Annotated in this window: 27 protein-coding genes; 13 read left to right on the top strand and 14 right to left on the bottom strand. The window is 68.9% G+C overall.

Annotated elements, in window-relative coordinates; translation table 11 throughout:
- The first annotated feature begins 3 nt into the window (after positions 1-3).
- On the top strand, positions 4-342 hold the full coding sequence (locus tag MHN84_RS10225; RefSeq protein WP_241204511.1) for a heme-binding protein: 339 nt from the start codon (positions 4-6) through the stop codon (positions 340-342).
- Here the strand turns inward: MHN84_RS10225 and MHN84_RS10230 are convergent.
- Positions 339-1,538 (bottom strand): MFS transporter, encoded by a 1,200-nt coding sequence (locus MHN84_RS10230; RefSeq protein WP_241204572.1) that lies wholly within the window; start codon positions 1,536-1,538, stop codon positions 339-341. The two genes, MHN84_RS10225 and MHN84_RS10230, sit on opposite strands and share 4 nt — an antisense overlap.
- 301 nt (positions 1,539-1,839) lie before the next feature.
- On the opposite strand from MHN84_RS10230, the gene MHN84_RS10235 reads away from it, so the two are divergent.
- Positions 1,840-2,976, top strand: coding sequence for a 1,4-beta-xylanase (locus tag MHN84_RS10235; RefSeq protein ID WP_374238354.1), 1,137 nt, complete (start codon positions 1,840-1,842; stop codon positions 2,974-2,976).
- Positions 2,977-2,994: 18 nt separating this feature from the next.
- On the opposite strand, the gene MHN84_RS10240 is transcribed toward MHN84_RS10235, so the two are convergent.
- From MHN84_RS10240 to MHN84_RS10260, 5 genes are all read right to left on the bottom strand, one after another.
- Positions 2,995-3,768 carry an enoyl-CoA hydratase/isomerase family protein gene (locus tag MHN84_RS10240; protein ID WP_241204512.1) on the bottom strand — a complete coding sequence of 258 codons (774 nt, stop codon included), beginning with the start codon at positions 3,766-3,768 and terminating at the stop codon, positions 2,995-2,997.
- Positions 3,769-3,784: 16 nt separating this feature from the next.
- Complete coding sequence (locus MHN84_RS10245) at positions 3,785-4,171, bottom strand: nuclear transport factor 2 family protein (RefSeq protein WP_241204513.1); 387 nt, start codon at positions 4,169-4,171, stop codon at positions 3,785-3,787.
- A 51-nt stretch (positions 4,172-4,222) separates the two neighbouring features.
- Positions 4,223-5,149 (bottom strand): ribonuclease Z, encoded by a 927-nt coding sequence (locus MHN84_RS10250; RefSeq protein WP_241204514.1) that lies wholly within the window; start codon positions 5,147-5,149, stop codon positions 4,223-4,225.
- A 52-nt stretch (positions 5,150-5,201) separates the two neighbouring features.
- A complete protein-coding gene (locus MHN84_RS10255) occupies positions 5,202-5,759 on the bottom strand; it encodes a type 1 glutamine amidotransferase domain-containing protein (protein WP_241204515.1) in 558 nt (185 codons plus the stop codon).
- Between the two features lie 66 nt (positions 5,760-5,825).
- Positions 5,826-6,107, bottom strand: coding sequence for a hypothetical protein (locus MHN84_RS10260; RefSeq protein ID WP_241204516.1), 282 nt, complete (start codon positions 6,105-6,107; stop codon positions 5,826-5,828).
- Positions 6,108-6,225: 118 nt separating this feature from the next.
- Between MHN84_RS10260 and MHN84_RS10265 the strand changes: the two genes are divergently transcribed.
- A complete protein-coding gene (locus MHN84_RS10265; RefSeq protein WP_241204517.1) occupies positions 6,226-6,939 on the top strand; it encodes a cutinase family protein in 714 nt (237 codons plus the stop codon).
- A gap of 4 nt (positions 6,940-6,943) precedes the next feature.
- On the opposite strand, the gene MHN84_RS10270 is transcribed toward MHN84_RS10265, so the two are convergent.
- Positions 6,944-7,198, bottom strand: coding sequence for a hypothetical protein (locus MHN84_RS10270; protein ID WP_241204518.1), 255 nt, complete (start codon positions 7,196-7,198; stop codon positions 6,944-6,946).
- Positions 7,199-7,314: 116 nt separating this feature from the next.
- Between MHN84_RS10270 and MHN84_RS10275 the strand changes: the two genes are divergently transcribed.
- Positions 7,315-8,001 carry a HemK2/MTQ2 family protein methyltransferase gene (locus tag MHN84_RS10275; RefSeq protein WP_241204519.1) on the top strand — a complete coding sequence of 229 codons (687 nt, stop codon included), beginning with the start codon at positions 7,315-7,317 and terminating at the stop codon, positions 7,999-8,001.
- On the top strand, positions 7,998-8,231 hold the full coding sequence (locus tag MHN84_RS10280) for a CDGSH iron-sulfur domain-containing protein (protein WP_241204520.1): 234 nt from the start codon (positions 7,998-8,000) through the stop codon (positions 8,229-8,231). The genes MHN84_RS10275 and MHN84_RS10280 overlap by 4 nt, the downstream gene beginning before the upstream one ends.
- On the opposite strand, the gene MHN84_RS10285 is transcribed toward MHN84_RS10280, so the two are convergent.
- Positions 8,208-9,218, bottom strand: coding sequence for an iron-containing redox enzyme family protein (locus MHN84_RS10285; RefSeq protein ID WP_241204574.1), 1,011 nt, complete (start codon positions 9,216-9,218; stop codon positions 8,208-8,210). The genes MHN84_RS10280 and MHN84_RS10285 overlap by 24 nt on opposite strands.
- A 209-nt stretch (positions 9,219-9,427) precedes the next feature.
- Between MHN84_RS10285 and MHN84_RS10290 the strand changes: the two genes are divergently transcribed.
- Positions 9,428-10,405, top strand: coding sequence for a ferritin-like domain-containing protein (locus tag MHN84_RS10290; RefSeq protein ID WP_241204521.1), 978 nt, complete (start codon positions 9,428-9,430; stop codon positions 10,403-10,405).
- Between the two features lie 164 nt (positions 10,406-10,569).
- The gene (locus MHN84_RS10295) at positions 10,570-11,808 is read left to right on the top strand and encodes a KasA/KasB family beta-ketoacyl-ACP synthase (protein WP_241204522.1); all 1,239 of its coding nucleotides are present in this window, start codon (positions 10,570-10,572) and stop codon (positions 11,806-11,808) included.
- 2 nt (positions 11,809-11,810) lie between these two features.
- Here the strand turns inward: MHN84_RS10295 and MHN84_RS10300 are convergent, their stop codons facing one another.
- A complete protein-coding gene (locus MHN84_RS10300) occupies positions 11,811-12,662 on the bottom strand; it encodes a hypothetical protein (RefSeq protein WP_241204523.1) in 852 nt (283 codons plus the stop codon).
- Positions 12,659-12,817 carry a hypothetical protein gene (locus tag MHN84_RS10305; protein ID WP_241204524.1) on the bottom strand — a complete coding sequence of 53 codons (159 nt, stop codon included), beginning with the start codon at positions 12,815-12,817 and terminating at the stop codon, positions 12,659-12,661. Before MHN84_RS10305 ends, MHN84_RS10300 begins: the two co-directional genes overlap by 4 nt.
- Positions 12,818-12,876: 59 nt before the next feature.
- On the opposite strand from MHN84_RS10305, the gene MHN84_RS10310 reads away from it, so the two are divergent.
- The 6 genes from MHN84_RS10310 to MHN84_RS10335 all read left to right on the top strand — a co-directional run bounded on the left by MHN84_RS10310 (position 12,877) and on the right by MHN84_RS10335 (position 18,197).
- Positions 12,877-13,593 carry a CoA pyrophosphatase gene (locus MHN84_RS10310; protein ID WP_241204525.1) on the top strand — a complete coding sequence of 239 codons (717 nt, stop codon included), beginning with the start codon at positions 12,877-12,879 and terminating at the stop codon, positions 13,591-13,593.
- A gap of 48 nt (positions 13,594-13,641) precedes the next feature.
- Positions 13,642-14,097, top strand: coding sequence for a hypothetical protein (locus MHN84_RS10315; RefSeq protein WP_241204526.1), 456 nt, complete (start codon positions 13,642-13,644; stop codon positions 14,095-14,097).
- Between the two features lie 95 nt (positions 14,098-14,192).
- On the top strand, positions 14,193-14,984 hold the full coding sequence (locus MHN84_RS10320; RefSeq protein WP_241204575.1) for a DeoR/GlpR family DNA-binding transcription regulator: 792 nt from the start codon (positions 14,193-14,195) through the stop codon (positions 14,982-14,984).
- On the top strand, positions 14,981-16,516 hold the full coding sequence (locus tag MHN84_RS10325; RefSeq protein WP_241204527.1) for an FGGY-family carbohydrate kinase: 1,536 nt from the start codon (positions 14,981-14,983) through the stop codon (positions 16,514-16,516). The genes MHN84_RS10320 and MHN84_RS10325 overlap by 4 nt, the downstream gene beginning before the upstream one ends.
- A complete protein-coding gene (locus MHN84_RS10330) occupies positions 16,513-17,550 on the top strand; it encodes a zinc-binding dehydrogenase (RefSeq protein WP_241204528.1) in 1,038 nt (345 codons plus the stop codon). The genes MHN84_RS10325 and MHN84_RS10330 overlap by 4 nt, the downstream gene beginning before the upstream one ends.
- Complete coding sequence (locus MHN84_RS10335; protein WP_241204529.1) at positions 17,547-18,197, top strand: class II aldolase/adducin family protein; 651 nt, start codon at positions 17,547-17,549, stop codon at positions 18,195-18,197. The genes MHN84_RS10330 and MHN84_RS10335 overlap by 4 nt, the downstream gene beginning before the upstream one ends.
- A gap of 49 nt (positions 18,198-18,246) precedes the next feature.
- Here the strand turns inward: MHN84_RS10335 and MHN84_RS10340 are convergent, their stop codons facing one another.
- The 4 genes from MHN84_RS10340 to MHN84_RS10355 form a co-directional block, all read right to left on the bottom strand.
- Entirely contained in the window at positions 18,247-19,296 is a 1,050-nt protein-coding gene (locus MHN84_RS10340) for a substrate-binding domain-containing protein (protein ID WP_241204530.1), read from the bottom strand.
- Between the two features lie 64 nt (positions 19,297-19,360).
- A complete protein-coding gene (locus MHN84_RS10345; RefSeq protein WP_241204531.1) occupies positions 19,361-20,401 on the bottom strand; it encodes an ABC transporter permease in 1,041 nt (346 codons plus the stop codon).
- Positions 20,398-21,942 carry a sugar ABC transporter ATP-binding protein gene (locus tag MHN84_RS10350; protein WP_241204532.1) on the bottom strand — a complete coding sequence of 515 codons (1,545 nt, stop codon included), beginning with the start codon at positions 21,940-21,942 and terminating at the stop codon, positions 20,398-20,400. Before MHN84_RS10350 ends, MHN84_RS10345 begins: the two co-directional genes overlap by 4 nt.
- Entirely contained in the window at positions 21,939-22,928 is a 990-nt protein-coding gene (locus tag MHN84_RS10355) for an NAD(P)-dependent alcohol dehydrogenase (RefSeq protein ID WP_241204576.1), read from the bottom strand. The genes MHN84_RS10350 and MHN84_RS10355 overlap by 4 nt, the downstream gene beginning before the upstream one ends.
- Positions 22,929-22,969 lie beyond the last annotated feature (41 nt).

Genomic DNA, 22,969 nt, shown 5'->3' on the forward strand with positions numbered 1-22,969 from the left:
ACCATGAGCACTCTCCTCACCCGTGCCGCCCTCGCGGCGATCGCGCCGGCAGCGGCACTGCTGACCGTCGCGGTCCCGGCGTCCGCACAACCCGCCCCGCCACCCCCGCCGAATTGCACGGCCGCCGATCTGGCCGGCGTGATGGCCGGGGTCACCGCTTCGACGTCTGCCTACCTGTTCACCCACCCGGACGTGAACGACTTCTTCACCAGCTTGCGGGGCAAGAGCCGCGACGAGATGAAGACGGCGGTCGAGAGCTACATCGCCGGCCGACCGGACGTCGGCGACTCGTTGCGCGCGATCCGGCAACCCTCGGTCGACTTCCGCGCCCGCTGCGGCTAGCTGTCGCCCTGCGGCTGGTCGGCCATGCAACCGGGCCTGCACAGCACGACGACGACGCCGCACAGCACGGCGGCGACCCCGAACGCGGCGTAGACACCGACCGCGTCGGCGGTGCCGCCCAGCACGGCGGCCGCCAAGGGGCGTGAGCCGAGGAAACCCACCAGCCACAGGGCCATGATGCGGCCGCGCAGCTCTTCGGGGGCCTGCTCCTGTACGACTGTGCCGAGCCCGGTCATGGCCCACCCGAAGCCGATGCCTGCCAGCGCGAACCCGGCCACGGCCACGACGAACACGGAGCCGAGCGCCAACACCGCGCAGCCGGCCGTCAGAGCCCACAGGCCGAGCCAGGACACGAGATCGGCACCGATGCGGCCACGCAGCACCGCCAGCAGTGCCATCCCGACCGCGGCGCCGACCCCGAACACCGCCGACAGCATGCCGACCATCCGGGCGTCCCCGCCGAGCGAAGCGGCCACCGACGGGGTGAGGGTGATCGACGAGTCCGACGCAACGCCGACCACCGTCACCGCGAGGAGTGCCAGCAGCAACCGGCGATCACCCCAGACGTAGCGGACCGCGACCCGTACCCGGTAGTCGGCGCCCGAGCGGCGCGCAGGCGGGACCGGGAACCGCACCACGATCAGAAGCGCCGCGAACACGAGATGCAGACCCGCGCTCGCCGCGAAGGCGGACGCCGGCCCCAGGTGAGCGGCCAGGTAGGCGCCGGCGGCGGGACCCAGTATGCGGCCGATCGTCATCGGCATGCTGTTGAGAGCCATGGCCGTGGACAGTTCGCCCTCCCGGATCAGGCTGGGCACGATCGACTGCATCGCCGGCCCACCGACGGCGAATCCGAAACCGACGAGTAGCGAGCCCAGCAGCACGGCGACCGCCGCTGACATGTCGCGTGCCGACGGCGCGGTGAACAGCCACGCAGCCACCACACCGGAGCCCGCTGCGCAGAACAGCCGCCCGAGCAGGATCTGGCGAATCGGATTCCCGGTGTCGGCCCATTTTCCGCTGGTCGGGGTGAGCAGAAGCTGCGGCCCGAACTGTGCGACGCCCACCATGCCGACCATCAGCGCCGAGCCGGTGGCGTCGTAGACGACGATCGCCGCGACGATGCCGTGCGTCCACACCGCGACGACCGAGAAGATCTTCCCCCAGAACAGCGCGCCGAAGACACGGTCGAACATCAGCCCCAGCGCGCCGCGGGCGCGCCGGCCCGCCGCGTCGTCTCTCTTGGGGTCATCGCGCGCGAGCGTCACCCGATCTGCATAGCACAGGCGCGTCACCAGCATCGACCGCCCATCCTGTCCAGTGAGCGAAATCGCCAGTGCGGCATGGTTTTCGGCGTAACAGGCGGTCGGCTCGGATCGATACACTGGGCGGCCGGTCCGTGTTCGGCTCCGTTCTTGTTCCTGGTCCAATCCCCTGTCGAAGGATGATGCGTTGACCCGCCCGACCGCACAGGTCAGCTCCGCCCCCGGAGGTGCCCTGGGGCGCCGCACCGCGCTCAAGGCCTCCGTCGTCGCTGCGGCGGCGATGACACTGACGCCGGTGCCCCGTGCGTCGGCCGACGACGGGCCCTGGTCGCTCGACCGGGCCGGCCGCTGGTATCAGGAACAGGACTGGCTGGTGGGCGCCAACTACATCGCCGGCAACGCGGTCAACCAGTTGGAGATGTTCCAGCCCGGGACGTTCGATCCGCTGCGCATCGACGCCGAGCTACGGCTGGCGCGGCTGGCCGGGATGAACACCGTGCGGGTGTTCCTGCACGACCTCCTGTGGATACAGGATCCGACCGGCTTCCTGCGGCGCATCGGTCACGTCGTCGACATCGCCTCACGCAACGGCATACGGCCGCTGTTCGTCCTGTTCGACTCCTGCTGGGATCCGCTGCCCGCCCTCGGCAGGCAGGCCGCCCCACGACCCGGCATTCACAACTCCCGCTGGGTGCAGAGCCCCGGGGCGGAGAATCTCGACGACCGGCGCTACAAGCGCGTGCTCCACGACTACGTCGTCGGTGTGCTCACCCGCTTCCGCGGCGACCGTCGCATCCTCGGGTGGGATCTGTGGAACGAACCCGACAACCCCGCCAAGCAGTACCGGGACACCGAACGCGCCGACAAAGTCGCACTCGTCGCCGACCTGCTGCCCCAGGTGTTCCGGTGGGCACGTTCTGTCGGGACCATCCATCCGCTGACCAGCGGCGTGTGGGACGGGCCGTGGGCGGACGCCCGGCTGCGCAGTGAGATCGCGAGCATCCAGCTCGATCAGTCCGACGTCGTCTCGTTCCACAGCTACGACGACCCGGCCGGGTTCGACGCCCGCATCAGCGAGCTCGCGTTCACCCGTCGCCCGCTGTTGTGCACCGAGTACATGGCGAGATCGCTGGACTGCACGGTCGAGAACATCCTGCCGATCACCAAGCGTCGCAACGTCGGAGCGTTCGCATGGGGTCTAATGGCGGGTAAGACGCAGACCTACTACCCGTGGGATTCGTGGGATCGGCCGTACACCACCGAACCGACGCCATGGTTCCACGATCTGCTCACCCGTGACGGAGCGCCCTACCGGCCGGCTGAGATCGCGACGATCCGAAATCTGACCGGCCGGCCCCGCCCGTCCTGATGCGCCCGTCCTGACCTTTCAGCGGGCCTTCCACTGCGGGCGGCGCTTCTCGCGCCACGCCGAAATGCCTTCTGCCACATCCGCTGTCGCACCCGCCACCTTCCGCATCACCTCCCCGAAGCGCACGGATTCGATCCACCCCATGTCGGCGGTGCGCCAGGCCACTTCCTTGGTGGCCCGCTGCGCCAGCGGCGCAGCCGCAGTCAGGGTGTGAGCCCACTCCCGTGCCGCGGGAAGCAACTCGTCGGGCTCCACCAGCTTCCACACCAGCCCCACGTCCTTGGCCCGCTCGGCCGTCATCGGCTTGCCCGTCAGCAGCAGCTCCATCGCATCGGCCCACCGCAGCCGTTGCGGAAGCCGGATGGCACCGACGATCGTGGGCACGCCGATCGTCACCTCGGGAAACGCGAATGTCGCTCCGGTGCTCGCGATCACGAAGTCGCAGAACAGAACTCCGGTGAGACCGTAACCCACGCACGGTCCCTGAACCGCCGCGATCGTCGGTTTGAACAGCTCCATGCCGCTCTCGAAGGAGTTGATGGTCGGCTTCTCCCAGAACGTGCCGCCGAACGTCCCCACTGCACCCTCGCCGTCCTTGAGGTCGGCTCCGGCGCAGAACACCCGGCCGGTGGCGGTCAAAATGCCCACCCAGGCGTCCTCGTCGTCGCGAAACCGGTTCCACGCCGCATTGAGTTCTTGTCGGAGTGCACCGTTGATGGCGTTGCCCGCCTCCGGGCGGTTCAGCGTGATCGTGGCGACGTGATCGTCGAGCTCGTAGGTGACCAGGCTCATGGCGCCACTGTAAGGCTCACTCCCCGCGCTTCTCCGCGTGCAGGAACGCCGCCGTGTCGTAGTAGGTGCGGAACGCGGTGATGGTCTGGTCGTCGCCCTCGAGCACGCTCACCCCGTCGTAGCTGAAGTCGGTACCGTCGCGCAGCGTCCCGGTCGAGCTCCACTCCAGGTAGGCGATGCCGTCATCGGTGACGGTATGGGAGAAGTCCGACGACAGGTCGCCGAACACGTCGCGGTATTGCGTCCAGAAAGTGCGCGCACCATCGGCGCCGCGTTGTTGGTGGGGGAGACCCGCCTTGGTCAGGGTCGCGTCGTCGGAGAACAACTCGACCAATGGCTCCACATCACGGCCTTCGTGGAGACGGCCCAGCGCGTCGATGAAGTGTTTCGTCAGCTCATGCATGAGTTCGGCCTACCCGCGCGGGGGTGAGCCATGCGCGCGGGGATCAAGAGGTCACGGTTCCGACATGGACTGTCGCCGGGGCACATCGACCTTCATCAGGTCCTGCGCGATCACCAGATCACCGGAGTAGACCTCGGCCGCCTCGGCGCGATGTCGTTCGGTGTCGGGATACCGCTGCGAGAAATGCGTGAGCACAAGCCGCCGCACCCCGCACTCGGCGGCCACTGTCGCGGCCTGCCGGGCGGTCAGGTGTCCGTAGTCGCGGGCCAGCCGGGCGTCGCTGTCGAGGAACGTCGCCTCCATGACCAACAGGTCGGCACCCTCGGCGAGCCCATAGACCGCGTCGCAGAGCCGAGTGTCCATCACGAAGGCGAACCGCTGTCCCCGGCGGGGCGCCGTGACGTCGGACAGTCGGACGGTTCGGCCGGCCACCCCGAGCACTCCGGCACGCTGCAGTTCGCCGACCGCGGGACCACCGATCCCGTACGCGCTCAACGCCGTCCGATCGAAGCGATACCCGTCGGGCTCGACGAGCCGATAACCGAACGCATCGACCGAGTGATCCAGCCGGTGGGCGTGCAGCTCCCCGAACGATCCGCTCGCTATCAGCCCGTCGGCATCGATCGGGTGTGGCCGGATGTCGGTGACGTCATGGAACTCACTGGCGTGCCGTAGCCGGTCGAAGAACCGACTGCCCGATGCCGGGAAGTGGGCGTCGACGGGGCTGCGCACGCCGTCCAGCGAGAGACGCGCGACGACCCCCGGTAAACCCAGGCAGTGATCGCCGTGAAAGTGGCTGAGACACAGGCGAGTCAGACGGCTCACTGAGACTCCTGCGTACACCATCTGCCGCTGCGTTCCCTCGCCCGGGTCGAAGAGAATGCTCTCGTCGTCCCAGCGCAGGAGATAACCGTTGTGGTTTCGCCGCCGGGTCGGCACCTGGCTGGCGGTGCCGAGGACGATGAGCTCACGCGCCACGACCGCGAGACTACGCAGAGTGCCCGAGTGCCTGCGGCGCGGTCACCCCGCCTCAGGTGTGGGCGGGCGTCGCCGCGAACTGGTCGGTGATGGCCTGGCAGAACGCGGGCAGGTCGTCGGGGGACCGGCTGGTGATCAGGTTGCCGTCGATGCAGACCTCCTGGTCGACGACCGTCGCGCCTGCGTTGCGCAGATCGGTGCGCAAGCTGGGATACGAGGTGAGCGTGCGGTCCTTGGCGACGCCGGCTTCCAGCAGGACCCACGGTCCGTGACAGATCGCGGCGACCGGCTTGCCGGAGCGGACGAACTGACCGACGAATGCGACGGCCGCATCGTCGAGGCGCAGCTTGTCACCGTTGACCGTGCCGCCGGGAATGACCAGCGCGTCGTACTCATCGACGCCGGCGTCGCTCACCAGCCGGTCGACCGAGAAGGTGCCCGCCGGTTCGAGATCGTGATTGCGCGCGTCGATCTCGCCCTCTGTGATCGACAGGAGTTCGACGCGACCGCCGGCCTCGGTGACCGCATCGCGGGGCCGCTCGAGTTCGACCTTCTCCACGCCATCGGTGGCCAGGAAGGCGATCCTGCGACCCTGGAGTTCGTTCGGCATAGTGGCATCCTTTCGTCGGCTCCGCTGGCGGTTACCCAGTGCCCGACGATCGAACCCCCGAGTGGCTCAGGCCGACTCGGTCCCGTCGGTGTGCGGGGTCGGGCTCTGCGCCGACTCCCACTTGGACTCCAGAGACCGGGTGACGCGGGTGCCCGCGGCGAACTCGAGCTGGAACGTCTCGCCGTCGCCGTCGTCTTCGAGCGTGACCACGTACCCGGTGTCGCCGGCGGCGACGTGGACGACCTTGTACTGCCGCTCCCCGTCTCCACGATCGGCGGTGATGATGTCACCGGGGGCGACGTCGTCGATGCGGTCCTCAGAGGTCGGGTCGGCCGATGTGTCAGACATGGGTCGACGGTAACCGACGCGAGTGTGCGTCCCGCACCCGATCGTTTGGGCAGCAAACGCGGGGGTACTGATGGACTGGCGCTGCTCTCCGCGCGTCAGCCCGAGAGAGGAAGCCCCCATGACACCCTCCACCCAAAGACGCCGGCTGGCGCGAGTCGCCGCCTCGTTGATCGCGGGTGCCGCCGCGGTGTCCGCCGGCGCCGCCGCACCCACCGCAGCCGCCCAAGGATGTCCGGACGTCGAGGTGGTGTTCGCGCGCGGGACCAGTGAGCAACCCGGTGTCGGGGGCGTCGGGCAGGCCTTCGTGGACGCGGTGCGCGCGCAGGCGGCACCTCGGACGGTGGGCGTGTACGCGGTGGACTACGCCGCGTCGAACAATTTCGCAGCGCGCACCGAGATCGCGCAGACCGTGATCGACGGCATCCGCGACGAAGCCGACCACGTGGAGTCGATGGCGGCGAACTGCCCGAACACCCGGATGGTGCTCGGTGGCTACTCCCAGGGCGCTCTGGTGACCGGCTTCACGACATCCGATGTCGTGCCCGACATGGTGCCCACCGCCATCGCGCCGCGCCCGATGCCACCGGAGGTGGCCGACCATGTCGCCGCCGTCGTGCTGTTCGGCACGCCCTCAGGGCCGTTCCTGGAGCGCTACGGCGCACCTGCCATCACGATCGGTCCGCGGTATGCGGACAAGACCCTCCAGCTGTGCGCGCAGGGTGACACGATCTGCTCCGGCGCGCCTGACGGTGGCCCGACCGTGGCGCACGCCCTGTACCCGGTCAACGGGATGGTCAACGAGGGAGCGGCGTACGCCGTGGGTCGGCTCTGACGCCTCACGCCCCCGCAGGCACCGGATAGCGGTCGTTGACGTCGGCGTTGGTGTCTTTGCGGGCGCAGTGGGCGCAGCAGAAGATGCCCTCGTCGGTCTCGATGCCATGACCGAGGATTCGGCACCCGCAATGTCCGCATTCCGGCGCGAGTTGCATCGCGGCGCATTCGACGCTGTCGAACGTCGCAGACCGGCCGTCCGGCCAGGTCACCGTGAATGCCTTGTCGTAGTCGTTGCCGCACGTCGCGCAGATGGTCATGGGGAGCCTCTCTGAGGTGGTAGGGGCCGGCCGGATCGACCGCCGCGGGCGGGATTCCCGCGGCGTGGTCAGACAAACAGGGGTTTGGCCGGTTGGAGACGGGGCATCAGGGACACGTGACCACCGCATACACGGATTTAGGCGCCACCCCGACCGGAGTTTATCCGCCACAGGAAGATTCGCAGCTGCTGATCGACGCGATGGTGGCGGCCGGGCTTGCCCCCGGCGCCAAGGTGGCCGATCTGTGCACCGGCAGCGGTGTCGTCGCTCTGGCCGCCGCCGCAGCCGGTGCGGCCGAGGTGACGGCGTTCGACATCTGCCCGAAAGCCGTCGACCACGCACGACGCAGCGCGCTGACCGCGGGTGCCGAGCTGTCGGTCCATCGCGGGTCCTGGGCGCGCGCAGTCGAATTCGGCCCCTTCGACCTGGTGCTGGCCAATCCGCCCTACGTTCCGCAGGCACCGATCGACGACACAGACGAGATCCCGGTGGACGCCGGACCTGCGCAGGCATGGAACGCCGGCGCCGACGGGCGTCTGGTGCTCGACCCCATGTGCGCCGCAGCGCCGCTGCTGCTCGCCGAGGGTGGCACGATGCTCATCGTGCACTCGGAGTGCTCGGACGCCGATCGGACGCTCGCCGCGCTGCGCCATCAGGGCATGACGGCGGACATCGTTGCGCAGCAACTCATTCCGTTCGGTCCGGTGATGACCGCGCGTGCGCAGTGGCTGATGGGTGTGGGCCTGCTCCCGCAGGGCTGCACGATGGAACGCATCGTCGTGATCCGCGCGGATGCACCGTGAGTGACCAGACCCCGCGTACCGTACGCGTCGTGCCGGGTGGGCCCGTGATGATCGAAGGCCCTCTGCGCGTGGAACTCCCGGACGGTGCGGTGGTGGAATCGGACAGATTCATGGTGGCCATCTGCGCCTGCCGGCGGTCGAAGACGTATCCACTCTGCGACACCAGCCACCGCCGCCGGCAACGCCCGGCGGCGGCGGAGGCGGATTCAGTCCAGGGCGCGGCGGAGTGAGCTCCGCCCCGCGGTCCAGCTTTCCATGAGGTGATCGGCGAGGCGGCCCTCGACGAGGTCGAAGGCCCGGATGCCGAAGACCACGTCCGCGTCCAGCTCGGGCTCGCGGGCCACCAGGTCACCGACCACATCGGTGCGGACGACCTGTTCGTGTACCGCGTCGGCTTCGATGTGTTCGCGGTAGAAGGCCGCGCACTCTTCGGGTGCGCCCATGCGCTCCAGCGCGGCCACCATGCGCTTGGACCCGGGGGGCGACGTCACCTCCGTGGCAGCGAAGTGGCCGACGGCAGCGCCGCGCCACCGTCGGTGCAGGCCGAACATCGACATCAGATTCACCACGGCCAGCGATTGCGCCGGGACGTCGGCGAGGTAGCCGAGGTAGGTCGTGTCCAGCCCGGCGGCCGCCATCAGGTCGGCGAACAGCTGCTGATGCAATCTGGTCCCCTTGCCCGCACCGAACTCGTCGAACTCGACGGCCACGAACGACGCCTTGGCCTGTCCGGTCAGGCGTGGGATCGCCCACGCATGCGGATCGCCTTCTTTGAGGTGGTACAGCGAGCGGTGAGCGAAGTACTCCCGCATCTGATCCCAGGTGCCGCTGTCACGCAGATAGTAGGACGGGCCCGTGCCACCGACGGGTTCGGTGCAGAGAGCGTCCAGCTCAGCGAGCGCGCTGGTTCCGGGCTCGATGTCTTCGACGCCGCGGTGGACGTCGGACAGGAAGAGATCCTCCAGGCGACCGCGGAGATACAGCAGCCCGGGGTTCCACTCCCATCCGGCGTCCACTCCCGCGAACCCTCGGTAGTGCAGTTCATAGCAGAGGTAGAGCGCCAGCTGCAGATCGATGCCCGCGGGATCGGCGTCGGCCAGCGAGGTCTCGACTTTCGTCAGGTAGCGCAGGGGTGCCCGCTCGGCCAGCAGCTCGATCACGGACAGCGAGATCGGCCCGCGCGGTTCGGGCAGCAGGGGTTGAACCATCGTCGGCATCACGGCTGCGACATACCCCGCCGGCATCGCGCCAAACGGTGTGCGCGCGTACCCACTTGGGGGTCTTGATCACACCTGGATGCTGCCTTTTTCACATTTCGGCAGCGCAGCTGTCAGACCCCCCGATCGCTGGGTAGCCCACGGAACAGGCGCACACCAGTGCCAGCGACCGAAGAAGAAGCCGACTCCCGAAGGAGTGTGTACGACACATGGCCACCACCGCCACCACCGAATCCATCACCGCCACGCTGATCGCCCAGCTTCGTACGCTGCTCGATCTGACGAACACCGAGATCCAGGTCGCCGAGACCCGCATCGTGCAGGCGCGCACCGACGCGGTGCGACGCGAGCTGACGCAGAACGCCGAGAACGGCCGGGCGCGCGCCGAGCAGATCGAGGCCGCGATCCGCGACCTCGGCGGCTTCCCCGATGTCATCGGGCCGTTCCTGGGCCGCGCCGCTGCCGCGGTGAAGGCGCTCACCGAGCAGGCGGAGCCGTTCGACGAGGCGCTGCTGGGCGACCTCGCGCTCGAGGACCAGCTCCTGGACCGCTCTCGTTACGTCAAGGCCCTGGCCGTCGCCGCCAAGCACAAGGACGTCGAGGAGCTGGCTGACCGCCTGATCACCGCCCACTCGGCGACCGTCGACTGGCTGACCACCGTGCTCGCCGAGGATGCGCTCGGCGGTCCGGCGGCGCTGCGCCGCACCCCCCTGCAGGCCGCGGCGGGGCTGACGGTCAAGCTGCTGAACCTGCCGTTCACCTGGTCGGTGGAACGTGCCGACCGGGCCGTGGAAGCGGTGCGCTCTGTGCGTCCGGCGGTTGGCGGCATCGTCGACCGCGGGGCCCGCAGCGGCGAGATCGCCGCGAAGGCGTTCGCCGGAGCACGGAACTCCGCACTGGAGGCCGCCGAGCGCATCACGCGTGAGCAGGGTGCGCAGGACGTCGCCGACGTGATCCACGCCGCGCGCGGCGCCGCCGGTGTCCTGGACAGCGACGAGTTGCCGATCGCCGAGTACGACGAGCTCAACCAGACCGATGCGGTGGCCGCGGTCAAGGAGCTGACCGAGGCCTCCGACATCCGCGTGATCGTGGCCTACGAGGAGGCGCACAAGAATCGTCAGCGCGTCGTGTCCGCCGCGCAGACCCGCCTGGCCGCCATCGCTCAGGACGTGGTCGGCATCAGCTGATCACGCACGCTTGCAACCCGTCGGCGCGACCCCCACAGGGTGTCGCGCCGGCGGCGTCTCACCAGTCGCGCACGCCCTTCGGCAGGGGCTGCCTTGACGTTGCCTGCACGTCTCGTTAGAGAATCTTTGGTGACATTCCGACGGGTCGAGGGGAATCGGACGAGATGACAGCCACAGCTCACCGGCCGGCCGTCGTGGTGACGGCGTTGGCCGCGACGACGGCGCTGGCCGCTGACGCCGAGGAATCGTGGGCCGCGCTGCTCAACGGCAAGAGCGGGATCGGCTCCATCGCCGACCGTCTCATCGACGAGTTCCCGTTGCCGGTGACCATCGGTGGGTTGATCCGCGAGGAGCTCGATCCTCAGCTCAGCCGGGTGGAGGTCCGCCGCCTGTCCTACACGCAGAAGATGGCCCTGCTGCTGAGCCGCCGGCTCTGGGAGGCCGCGGGTGCACCCGAGGTCGACACCCGGCGCCTGCTGGTGTCGGTGAGCCACGCGTACGGCTCGACGATGGACCTGTGGACGGGATACGAGGAGTTCAAGTCTCGCGGACTTCGCGCGATCTCTCCGCTGGCGGTCCAGATGCACATGCCCAACGCGCCGGCTGCCGCCGTGGGCCTGGACCGGCACGCCAAGGCCGGCGTCATCGCCCCCACCAGCGGCGATGCGTCTGGGGCGGCAGCCATCGCCGAGGCCTGGCGGCTGATCACGCTGGGCGAGGCCGACGTCGCGATCTGTGGCGGGGTGGAGCAGCGGATCGAACCGCTGCCCATCGCCGCCTTCGACAACATGGGCCTGCTGTCGCATCGCAACGACGACCCGGGGGGCGCGTGCCGCCCGTTCGACAAGGACCGCGACGGCATGGTGTTCGGTGAGGGCGGGGCGCTGCTGCTGCTCGAAACCGAGGAGCACGCCAGGGCACGCGGGGCGACCATCCTGGGTCGGCTGCTCGGCGTGGGCACCACCTCGGACACCGTCGACCTGATCGAGCCGGAACCCCACGGGCAGCTGGCCGCCGCGGCGTTGAGCCGGGCGCTGGAGCTCGCCGGCGTTGACCCGGGCGATGTGGACGCGGTGATCGCCCACGCTGCCGGCACGCGCGTCGGTGACCTCGCCGAGGCCCGCGCGCTGCACGCCGTCCTGGGAAACCACAGGCCCGCCGTGACCGCCCCCAAGGCCGCACTCGGCCACTCGATGGGCGCCTCGGGCGCGGTGGCCGCTGCACTGGCCGTGCAGTCGCTGCGGGACGGGGTTTTGGCTCCGACGTTGAACCACGACACTCCCGACCCCGACATCGATCTGGATGTGGTCGCCGGTGAACGCCGCTCCGGCGACTACCGCTACGCGGTGTCCAACACGCTGGGATTCGGCGGTCACAACGTGTCGCTGGTCTTCGGGCGGTAGCCCTACCTGATCAGGTACTCCTGACCGGGCATGAACGTGCCCAGCAACTCGTCGCGGGCCCCGTGGGAGCGCACGGTCTCGGCGAACGGGTCCCCGGCGTGCATCGCCAGGAGCAGGTGTTCGGCGCTGAACCACTCGCGCTGGACGACGTCGCGCTGCGCTGCGGACGTGCTCTCGTTCAAGGCCCACATCGAGATGAACAGATCGGCAGTGACGTCCACGTCGGGCACCAGGCCGATCGGGACCACGTTGACCTTGCCGCGGCTCAGAGCGACCGGGGCACTCTGATGCAGCACAACCCGGTCCGCGCCGACGGTGGCGCTCAAGTAGAGCCACTGCAGCGCGGAGAAGACCGGCGTGTCGATCAACACCACGGTCGGTCCGCTGCCATGCCAGCGGACCAGCAGACGGGCCAGGCTGCCGAATCCTCCACCCCATTCGACGACGGTGTCCACGTCGCGGAGGCTTCGGCCGGTGGTCCCCTGATAGCGCGCCAGGTGATGCAATTGGTGGACGGTGTTCGACGACGTCAGGACAGAGGTGTCCGGCACAGCCACCGTCGGCGGCATGCCCACCGGGTCCTCGGCCAGCAGCTCCACATCGTCGAGATGTGCCAGAACGTAGGGGAGTTCCTCGGGGAGGAGGCGTTCGCCGACGAACATCTGATAGCGGATGGCCGGGTGACGCAGAAAATCCCACGGTGGTACCGGCAGCAGGAAGCGGGCCAGGTCCGCGTTGCGCTGTGCCCAGTCGGCTCGCACGTAGCGGGTGGTCGTGCAATCCTGCACCGCGGCGAGTTGTTCGGCGAATTGCGCTGCGAGACGGTCGAACTGGGCCTGGTCGGTGGCGGTCATCGAGATGCCTCCGTGCTGGGATCCTCGCCGCGGGCCAGCCGGCACAGTCGATTCAGCGCGTTCTGCCGGTCCGCTCCCGAGGCGGCTTCGATCTCGTGCAGTAGTCGATCGAGTTCGGTGTGGTCACGCTTCTGTCGGGTCGGGACACTGGTCATGGTCGGCCGACATACCCGTCACCACCGGCCTCAACCGTCGCCGGGGCTACTGTCGAGCGGTGACCCTGGGCTATGACGACGCGCTGCGGGACCGCATCAGGGACAACCTGATCGGGCATCGGCGGCGCATCGTCACCGATCCTGACAAGCGCCGCGCTGCCGTGGCCGTGGTGCTGGTCGACTCCGTGGTCGGAGAGGACCGGGTGGATCCGGCTCCGGTGGACGACTGGATCGCCGGGCGGCCGATGCCCGAGAACTTGGACGGCCGCATGGTCGATGTGTCCGGCGGTGCGGCTTTCCTGCTGTGCCGCAGGGCATCTCGTCTGTCGACTCATGCCGCTCAGTGGGCGTTGCCCGGAGGTCGGTTGGACCCGGGGGAGACGGCGATCGACGCGGCGTTGCGCGAGCTCGACGAGGAGGTCGGCGTTGCGCTGCCGGACGACGCGGTGCTCGGACTGCTCGACGACTATCCGACCCGCTCGGGGTACGTCATCACCCCCGTCGTGGTCTGGGGCGGTGGCCGGCTCGACCTGCGCCCGGCGCCCGACGAGGTGGTCGCGGTGTATCGGGTGGGACTTCACCAGCTGTTGCGAGCAGACTCGCCGCGGTTCGTGACGATCCCGGAGAGCCCGCGCCCGGTGGTACAGATCCCGCTGGGCAACGACCTGATCCACGCCCCGACCGGAGCCGTGCTGCTGCAGCTGCGGTGGCTGGGGCTGGAAGGCCGGGCCGATCCCGTCGACCAGCTGGAACAGCCCGTGTTCGCGTGGCGATGAGCCGACGCCGGTGTTTCTGCCGGGGGCGCGCCGGGTAGCCGGTGCTCGATGGTCACGACACACCTGCACGGCAGGCATCGACGCTCCACCGCACCGGCGCACGCCGGTCCGCGGTGGGGCCTACTCTCGATGATCGTGGCCGGTGGAATGGCGGGATGGCTGCTCGCCGTCGCCGGGCCGGACGGCGCACAGCCGGCCACCGTGACGATGCCGCACCCGGTGGCGCCCGTTGCCGTCACCCAGGACGTCCAGCGTGCCGGGCAGGTGACCGCCGTGTCACCTCACTCGCTGACCACCGTGGATGCCGACGGGAAGACCACGACGTTCGCCATCACGCCGGACACCGCACGCGTGCTTCCCCCGGGTTCGACGACGGTGCGACCCGCCCAGCACGTCGTCGTGGTCGGTGCCGTCCGCGACGGCGTGTTGGTGGCCACCGCGATCGCCGATCGCGACTCGGCGAACGGCGGCGGTCCGCCGATGGACTATCAGCTACCGAACTGACGAGCTGCCACCTCCTTGCAGATGTCACAACATCGTTGTTAACTTTGTGATGTTTCCTGAGAAGTCGTGGCGTGCGAGGAGGTGCGGTGACAGCGATGCCGCCTGCGCGCGCCACCGGCAACGCCTCCCGCCGCGCCGAGATCGCTCAGTTCGTCCGCGCCAAGGGCACGGCCCGGATCGACGAGCTGGCTGACCAATTCGGCGTCAGCACCATGACCATCTACCGCGACCTCGACCACCTCCACCAGGTCGGCATGGTGCGCAAGGTGCGTTCGGGAGCCGAGGCGCCGCCCAGTGAGGCGTTCGAACGCAACGTCGGGCTCCGCCGAATGCTGAACCTCGACGAGAAGCAGGCGGTGGCCAGAGCCGCCGTGGGCTGGGCCACCGACCGTGTCGACATGACGGCCGTGGCACTCGACGACAGCACCACCGCACTGCACGTCGTGCCGTTGCTCGCCCCGCACCTGCCGCTCACCGTGTTCACGAACTTCCTGCCCGCGATCAACGACCTCTCGACCGACCCGCGGGTCCATCTGAACGCGATCGGCGGCGACTTCGTCCCCGAGTTCTCCTCCTTCCTCGGCCCGCAGGCCACCAGGGCGTTGAACGACGTGCACTACGACGTGCTGTTCATGTCGGTGCCTGCGCTCTCGCGCGGCAGGTGCTTTCATCCCTCCAGCGCCGCAGCGCAACTCAAGCGCGCCTTCATGGACGGCGCCGAGCTGCGCGTGCTGCTGGTCGACCACACCAAATTCGCCCGCCGCGCCATTCACCGGGTCTGCGACCTGACGGACTTCGACGTCGTCGTCGTCGACGCCGGAATCGACCCCGACGAGCACCGTCGTCTCGCCGACGCCGGAGTGAACGTCCTGGTGGCCCGGCCGTGAGTTCCCCGACGGCGCCGCTGGTCATCGCGGTCGATTGCTCGACCACCGCCGCGAAGGCGATCGTGGTGGACGCCACGGGCCGGGTGGTGGGTTCGGCGAGCCAGGCGCTGGATACGCGCAGCCCCGTCCCGCACTGGTTCGAGCAGGACAGCCGCCAATGGTGGACTGCCACCGATGCGGCGATCACAGCTGCGCTGCAACAGATTTCGGATCGCAGCACGGTGGCAGCGATCTGCGTGACCCATCAGCGGGAGAGCTTCGTCTGCCTCGACAGCGCCGGCGTGCCGATACGGCCGGCCATCCTGTGGCTCGACGGCCGCGCCGAGGCCGAGGTCCGTGCCTACGGCACCGAGCGCGTGGAACTGTTGTCGGGCAAGCCCGCCGACATCACCCCGGGGCTCTACAAGCTGCTGTGGCTGCGCGACCACGAACCCGACACGATGGCGCGCTGTCACCGCGTCGCCGACGTGCACACCTATCTGGTGCACGCCATGACCGGTCGCTGGGTGTCCAGCACCGCGTCGGTCGATCCGCTGGCCGTGATCGACCAGAGCACCGGCGACTACAGCGACGAGCTGCTCGATGTCGCGGGGGTGCGGCGGGATCAGATGCCCGAATTGGTCACGAGCGGAACCACGATCGCCATAGTGCTCCCGGACATCGCCGACAGGTGGGGCGTGCGCCGCGACGTCGCGGTGATCGCGGGCACCGGCGACGGTCAGGCCGGCGGCATCGGCCTCGGGGTGACCGATCCGGGGGCGGCCTACCTGGTGCTCGGGACGGCCGTCGTGATCGGCAGCGAGACGATGTCCTACGTTCCGGCACGGGCCTACCGATCGATGATCTCGGCGATGCCGGGGCAGTGCACCGTGGAGACATTCAGCTCCTCGGGCACCTACCTGTCGACCTGGTTCCGCCGTGAGTTCGGTGACCCCGGTCTGGTCGGCGCACCGGATCCCGCGCTCGAGCAGGCGGCCGCGGCGCTGCCGATCGGCAGTGAACGGCTGGTCACGCTGCCGTACTGGAACGGCGCGCAGACTCCGCACTGGGACGGGCAGGCCTCGGGAGTGACGTTGGGCTGGCAGGGATGTCACACCCGCGCGCACTTCTATCGCTCCCTGCTGGAGGGCATCGCACTCGAACTGCGCCTGCAGCTCGATGGACTCGAGGCCGCGCGCGGCGAACGCGTCGAGGTGATCCGGGCGACCGGCGGCGGGGCGCGCAGTCCGCTGTGGACGCAGATACTGGCGGACGTCTTCGATCGGCCGCTGCAGGTGTGCGCGACCGGCGAGGTCAGTGCGCTCGGCGCGGCCGCGATCGCGCTGACGGCGGTCGGCGCCTACGAGACGCTGCCGGCAGCCGCGGCGGCGGTGAGCGTCACCGACGCCGTGGTGGCGCCGCGCCCGGACGCGGCCGCTGCCTACCGCCGGCTGCGCACCCTCTATGAGCGGATCTACCAGCAGACCCGAGATCTGTTGCACACCTTGCACGAAACACCTCTGCACCAGCTGTCGAAGGAGAATCCCGCGTGAGAGCCGCCATGTTCTACGGTCCCGGCGAGTTGAGGCTGGAGGACATCGGCTCCACCGAGCCCGGACCGGGAGAGATCCTCGTCGAGGTGCGCGCCGCCGCGACGTGCGGCACCGACCTCAAGTCGTACCGCCGTGGCCACCCCAAGCTGTTCCCGACCCTGCCGTCGCGGTTCGGCCATGAGTTCGCCGGCGTCGTCACGGCGGTCGGTGACGGTGTCGACACTTTCGCGGTCGGCGACCGCGTCACCGCCGCCAACACCGTGCCGTGCGGTTACTGCTGGGCGTGTATCCGCCATCGCGAAAGCCTCTGCGAGAACCTGGAATTCCTCAACGGCGCCTTCGCCGAGGAAGTGGTGATCCCGGCCGCGATCGTGGCCAGGAACACCTACACGCTGCCCGACGATCTCGATTTCGCCGACGCGGCGCCACTCGAGCCGCTGGCCACGGTGGTGCACGGGATGGCCGAAACGGGGATCGAACTCGGCGACACGGTCGTGGTGCACGGGGCGGGCCCGATCGGGCTGATGTTCGTGCGACTGGCCACACTGCGGGGGGCCAACGTCATCTCCGTCGACCAGTCGCCGTGGCGGCTGCAACAGGCGCTGCGGGCCGGCGCCGTCGACACCATCGACCTGTCCGAGGTGACCGACTTCGAGGACCGCGTCGCGCTGATCAAACGACACACCCCCCATGGCCGCGGCGCCGACGTCGGCATCGAAGCCGTCGGCCTGCCTCAGGTGTGGGAGCAGACCGTGCGTACGCTGCGGCCCGGTGCGACAGCGGTGCTGTTCGGCGGAACACCGGCTGGCGCAGCGTTTTCCGTCGACTCCAGCGCCATGCACTACGAGGAATACACCCTCAAGGGAGTCTTCCACCACACGCCAAACTACGTCCGTACCGCCGTCGAGTTGCTCTCCAGCCGCAAGGTGGACGGCTCGATGCTGGTGACCGAGCGTCGGCCGCTGTCGGACCTGGTGCCCAGCCTGGAGGACATGGCCGCCGGCCGCGGATCGAAATACATTCTCGAACCGTGAAACTCGAAGAGCAGCGGCAGCAGGTCGTCGACGCCTGCCAGTACCTCAGCCGCTCGGGCCTGGTCGTCGGCACCGCAGGAAACGTGTCGATCCGGGTCGACGACCTCGTGGTCATCTCGCCCAGCGGGGTCGACTACGAGGCGATGTCGGCGCGCGATGTCGGCATCCACGACCTGGACGGCAACGCCGTGGACGCCGTGCTCGCGCCGTCGAGCGAGCTGGCCCTGCACCTGGCGGTGTACCGCTCATCGGCGCACACGGCCGTCGTGCACACCCACGCGCCGGCGTCGACGGCGCTGTCCACCGTCGTCGACGAAGTCCCTGCGTCGCACTACTATTCGGCGCTGTTCGGTGGCCCGGTCCGCGTCGCCCCGTACGCGACCTTCGGCACCCAGCGGCTGGCCGGCAACGTCATCGCCGCACTGCGGGACCGCACCGCAGCGCTGATGGGCAACCACGGCGCCGTGCTGGCCGGTGCGGCACTGCCCAAGGTGCTGAATCTGGTGCCCTACCTCGAGTACGTGTGCGACGTGCAGCTGCGGGCGATGGCGACCGGGGCGCCGGTGCGGATCCTCGACGACGCCGAGATCGCCGAGGTCGGGAGGCTGCTGTCCGGCTACGGGCAACAGGCGTCCGGGAAGGACTGACGAAAGAGGGGCCGGTCGCAGTGCGACCGGCCCCACTTCGGGTGGTGTGTCAGGGCTGCTTCTGACCCGGGATTCCCTCGTAGGCGATGTCGCCGGTCTTGAGGTTCTGGGCGGTCAGCTCCGAGAGCCCGTCGAGGAACTTCTGCCGATCGGTCACCACGTGCTGGATCGCGACGTCGACGTTGTCCTTGGTGATCGCCGGCATCACGTACACCGGCTTGGTGTTCACCTCTTCCTTCTTGGCGAGCGCATTCGCGACGGCCAGGCCGGCGGACAGCTCCACGGTGCCGTTCTGCAGCGAGGTGCCGATGAACTCACCGCTCTTGACCGCGTTGAGGCCGTCCTCGATGCCGTCGATACCGACGATGGGCACGTCGTTGCGGCCGGACTCCTTGAGTGCCTGCAACGCACCGAGACCCATGTCGTCGTTCTCGGAGACGACGGCGTTGATCTGCGGGCCGAAGCCGGAGATCCAGTTCTTCATCTTGTTGACGGCTTCGTCGCGCTTCCAGTTGGCCGTGTCCTTGGCGAGCACCTTGATGTCCGGGTACTTGGCCAGCACGTTGTTGATGCCCTTGGTGCGGTCGAGCTCGCCGGACTGGCCCAGCGGACCCTGCAGGATCACGATGTTGCCCTTACCACCGAGGTGGTCGGCCATCATCTGCATCTCCTGCTCACCGGCGGCCACGTCGTCGGGCTGTACGCTGCCCGCGACGTCGGGGTTGTTCAGCGCGGCGTTGACGGCCACCAGCGGGATGCCCTTGGCCTTCGCGCTGGCGACCTGGGGAGCGAGCGAATCCGCCTGGATCGGCACCACGATGATGGCGTCGACACCCTGATTGACCATCGAGTCGACCTGGCTGGCCTGCGTGGAGACGTCGAGATTGGCGGAGTTCCAGACCAATTCGATGTTGTTGTCCTTGGCGTAGGCCTCCATGCCCTCTTTGCCCGCGGTGATGAACGAGCTCATGTCGTACACCGTGACGCCGATACGCTTGGTGTCCGCGTTGGACGTGGTGTCGCCGGCCCCGCAGGCGGTCAGTGAGGCGCCGAGTACGCCCGCCGACGCCATCGCCGCGATCTTGGTGATCAATCTCATGGGTTCTCTCTTCTTTCGATTTCGACAGTGAAACGTGGTGCGGAGATGGGTGATTCGGCTCGCCTCAGGTACGCCTCCTGGAGGACCAGACGTCGACCGCGACCGCGGCGACGATCAGCACGCCCTTGATCACGTCCTGCCAGTAGGCGGGCACCACCAGGATGTCGAGGCCGTTGTTGAGGGTCATGATCATGAACAGGCCCAGCGCGGTACCCCAGATGCTGCCGCGCCCGCCCATCAGGCTGGCACCGCCGATCACGACGGCCGCGATGGCATCGAGTTCGTAGCCCTGGCCCAGGTTCGGCGGCCCGGAGATCACGCGGGAGGCGAGCATGACACCCGAGAGTCCGGCCAGCAGCCCGGATATCGCGTACACACTGAACAGCACGTTCTTGGCGTTGATGCCGGCGATCTCCGCGGCATTGCGGTTGCCGCCGACCGCGTACACCCGCATGCCGTAGGTGGTGCGCTTCATGATGATCGCCAGCGCGATGATGCCGATGATCATCAACAGCACGGGGATCTGCAGGCCGAGGATCTTGGTGTTGGCGATCGAGCCGAATTCGGAGGGCAGCCCGTTGATCGGTGCGCCGCCGCCGATCACGTACGCGAGACCCGAGCCCGCCGTCAGAGTGCCCAGGGTGGCGATGAACGGGGGCACGTTGATGCGCGAGACCAGGATTCCGTTCACACAGCCGACGGCCAGGCCGACCAGCACGGCGACCAGCACGGTCAGCCAGACCTGGCCGGGGTTGGCCTTGGCTGTCGCCGCGGCCGACATCGCCGACACCGCGATCACGCTGCCCACCGAGAGATCGATCCCGCCGGTGAGGATCACCAGCGTCTGACCGAGCGCGATCAACGCGAACGGCGCCGCGGCGACCAGGATGGTCACCAGGTTGTCGGGGGTGGAGAAGCGGGCACTGCGGTAGCTGAAGTAGGCGATCACCAGCAGCACCACGATCACCATCGAGTAGCGCAGCAGCATGCCCGAGATCCATTGCCGCGAAAACAATTTCACCGGCTCGCCGGTGATCGGCGAGACGACGGTCGGGGCAGCCGACGGGCCGGGCGGCTGCGCGCTGCTGTCGACGTCGGTACTCATGAAGCCTCCTGCTTCGGGGTCGTCGTTGATCGGGTGTCGAGGGCGGTGGCCAGGCGGAAGACCGATTCCTGGACCTCGGGGTGGTCGAGCGCGTCGCGGTCGAGTTCGCCGACGAACCTGCCGTCGCGCATGACGAATGCGCGGTGCGAGAGCCCGACGATCTCCGGCATGTCCGACGACGCCATCAGCACCGCCATCCCGTTCGCCGCGAATTCGGTGACGATGCGGTAGATCTCGCTACGCGCACCGACGTCGACGCCGCGGGTCGGCTCGTCGAGCAGCAGGACGTTGACGTCGCCGGTGAGCCAGCGCGCCAACACCACCTTCTGCTGATTGCCGCCCGAGAGCGTGCCGACTTCCTGGCTCAGCCCGTGCGTCTTGAGCCGCACCGACGACATCACGTCGGACACCGCTTTGTTGCGGGCCCGGGCGCGCAGCCAGCCGGCCAGAGAGAACGACGAGAGCCGGGGCAGGGTGCCGTTGTCGAGCACGCTCATCGAGAGCACCACCCCGGAGAGCTTGCGGTCTTCGGGCACCATCGCCATGCCGGCGCTGATGGCCGCCGCGGGCTGATTGCGCTTGACGGTCTTGCCGCGCACGGTGATCTGACCGGCGCTGCTGGACCGGGCGCCGAAGATCGCCTCCAGCAACTCGGTGCGGCCTGCGCCGACGAGACCGGCCAAACCCACGATCTCGCCGGCGTGCACTGTGAACGACACCGGTCCCGAGGCGCCCTCGACCTGCAGGTCGCGCACCTCGAGCACAGGGTCGGTGCCCGGTGTCGGGCGGTCCGGAAAAAGAGCGTCGAGTTCGCGGCCGATCATCGCGGTGACGATGTCGTCGTCGCTGACGTCGCCGATCGGCTTGTCGAGGATCAGCCCGCCGTCGCGCAGCACCACGACCCGGTCGGCGATCGCACGGATCTCGGCCATCTTGTGGGTGGTGTAGACCATCGCCACCCCGTGCTCGCGGAGCCGCCGCACCACCTTGTACAGGCCTTCGACCTCGCGTTCGGAGATCGCCGAGGTCGGTTCGTCGAGCATGACTACCTGCGCGCCTGTGCTGGCGGCCTTGACGATCTCGACGATCTGCCGCAACCCCACTGGCAGGCTCCCCATCCGTGCGGACGGGTCGATCGCGACGCCGAAGACGGCCAGCGCGTCGCGTGCCTGGTCGATCATCGCGCGCCGGTTCAGGAACGGGCCGACGGTGAGTTCGCGCCCCACGAAGAGGTTCTCGTAGACCGACATGTTCTCGATCGAGGCCAGCTCCTGCGGCACGATCGCCACACCGTGGCGCACCGCATCGCGGGTGTTGCCCGGTGCCAGCGTGGCGTCGCCGACGGTGACGGTGCCGTGATCGGCGCTGTACTGCCCGCTGATGATCTTCATCAGCGTGGACTTGCCGGCACCGTTCTCCCCGGCCAGTGCGGTGACCGTGCCCGGCTGCAGATCGAGTGTGATGCCCTGCAGCACAGGCACTCCGCCGAAGCCCTTGCGAATGTCCGTGCAGCGCAACAGTGCTTTCCCGGTGGTGCTCATCGGGGCTCCACGATCGACTTCAGGCTGGCCGGGTCGGAATCGCTGTCGAGCGCCTCGCCCACGTGCTCGAGGTCGTAGCGGCCGGTCACCATCGCGTCGAGGTCGACGGCGCCGCTGGAGACCAGGTGGATGGCCGCAGGCCAGGTGTCGGTGTAGCGGAACACGCCGGTGAGGTTGATCTCGTTGTTCGCGATGTGCGCTACGGGCAGCGGGTATTCGTCGGCGCCCATGCCGACGAGTACGACGTGGCCGGCCGGACCGACGGCCTTGATGCCGCTGACCACGGCGGCCGGCACGCCGGTGGCGTCGACGAACGCGTCCACCGGCTCGATCGCCGCGACGTCGACCGCGGTGGGATCGAGCACCTCGGTCGCGCCGAACTGCAGCGCCTTCTCCCGGCGGGAGGCGACGAGGTCGGTGACGACGATGCGGGCGGCCCCGAACGCGCGGGCGGTCTGCGCGCAGATGACACCGATCGGTCCGGCACCGGCGATCAGGATCGAGGTGCCGGGCGCCACGTGCGCCTTGCGCATGGTCGCGATGGCGACCGACAGCGGCTCGAGCAGCGCGGCGGCATCGTCGGACATCGAATCGGGCACCGGGTGGGCCATGTCATCGTCGGTGAGCACGTACCGGCAGAAGGCTCCGTCGATCGGCGGGGTGGCGTAGAACTCGATGTGACGGCACAGGTTGTAGCGGCCCGCCCGGCACTGTTCACACCGCCGGCACGGGTGCTGCGGTTCGACCGCGACGCGCTGGCCGACGCGGGTCGGGTCGACTCCCGCGCCCACCGCGGCGATGCGCCCGGAGAGCTCGTGACCCAGGATCATGGGCTGCTCGACGACGAAGTCGCCGATGCGCCCGTGCCGGTAGTAGTGCACGTCCGAGCCGCACACGCCGACGGCTGCGACCTCGACGAGAACCTGGTGATCGCCCGGTGTGGGTACCGGTCTGTCCTCGATCTGCAGGGCGCCGACGCCGGTCATGACACTGGCCCGCATGGTGGCCGGGGTCGATTCGACGGTCC

This window comes from Mycobacterium sp. PSTR-4-N (assembly GCF_022348085.1).
Lineage (GTDB): Bacteria > Actinomycetota > Actinomycetes > Mycobacteriales > Mycobacteriaceae > Mycobacterium.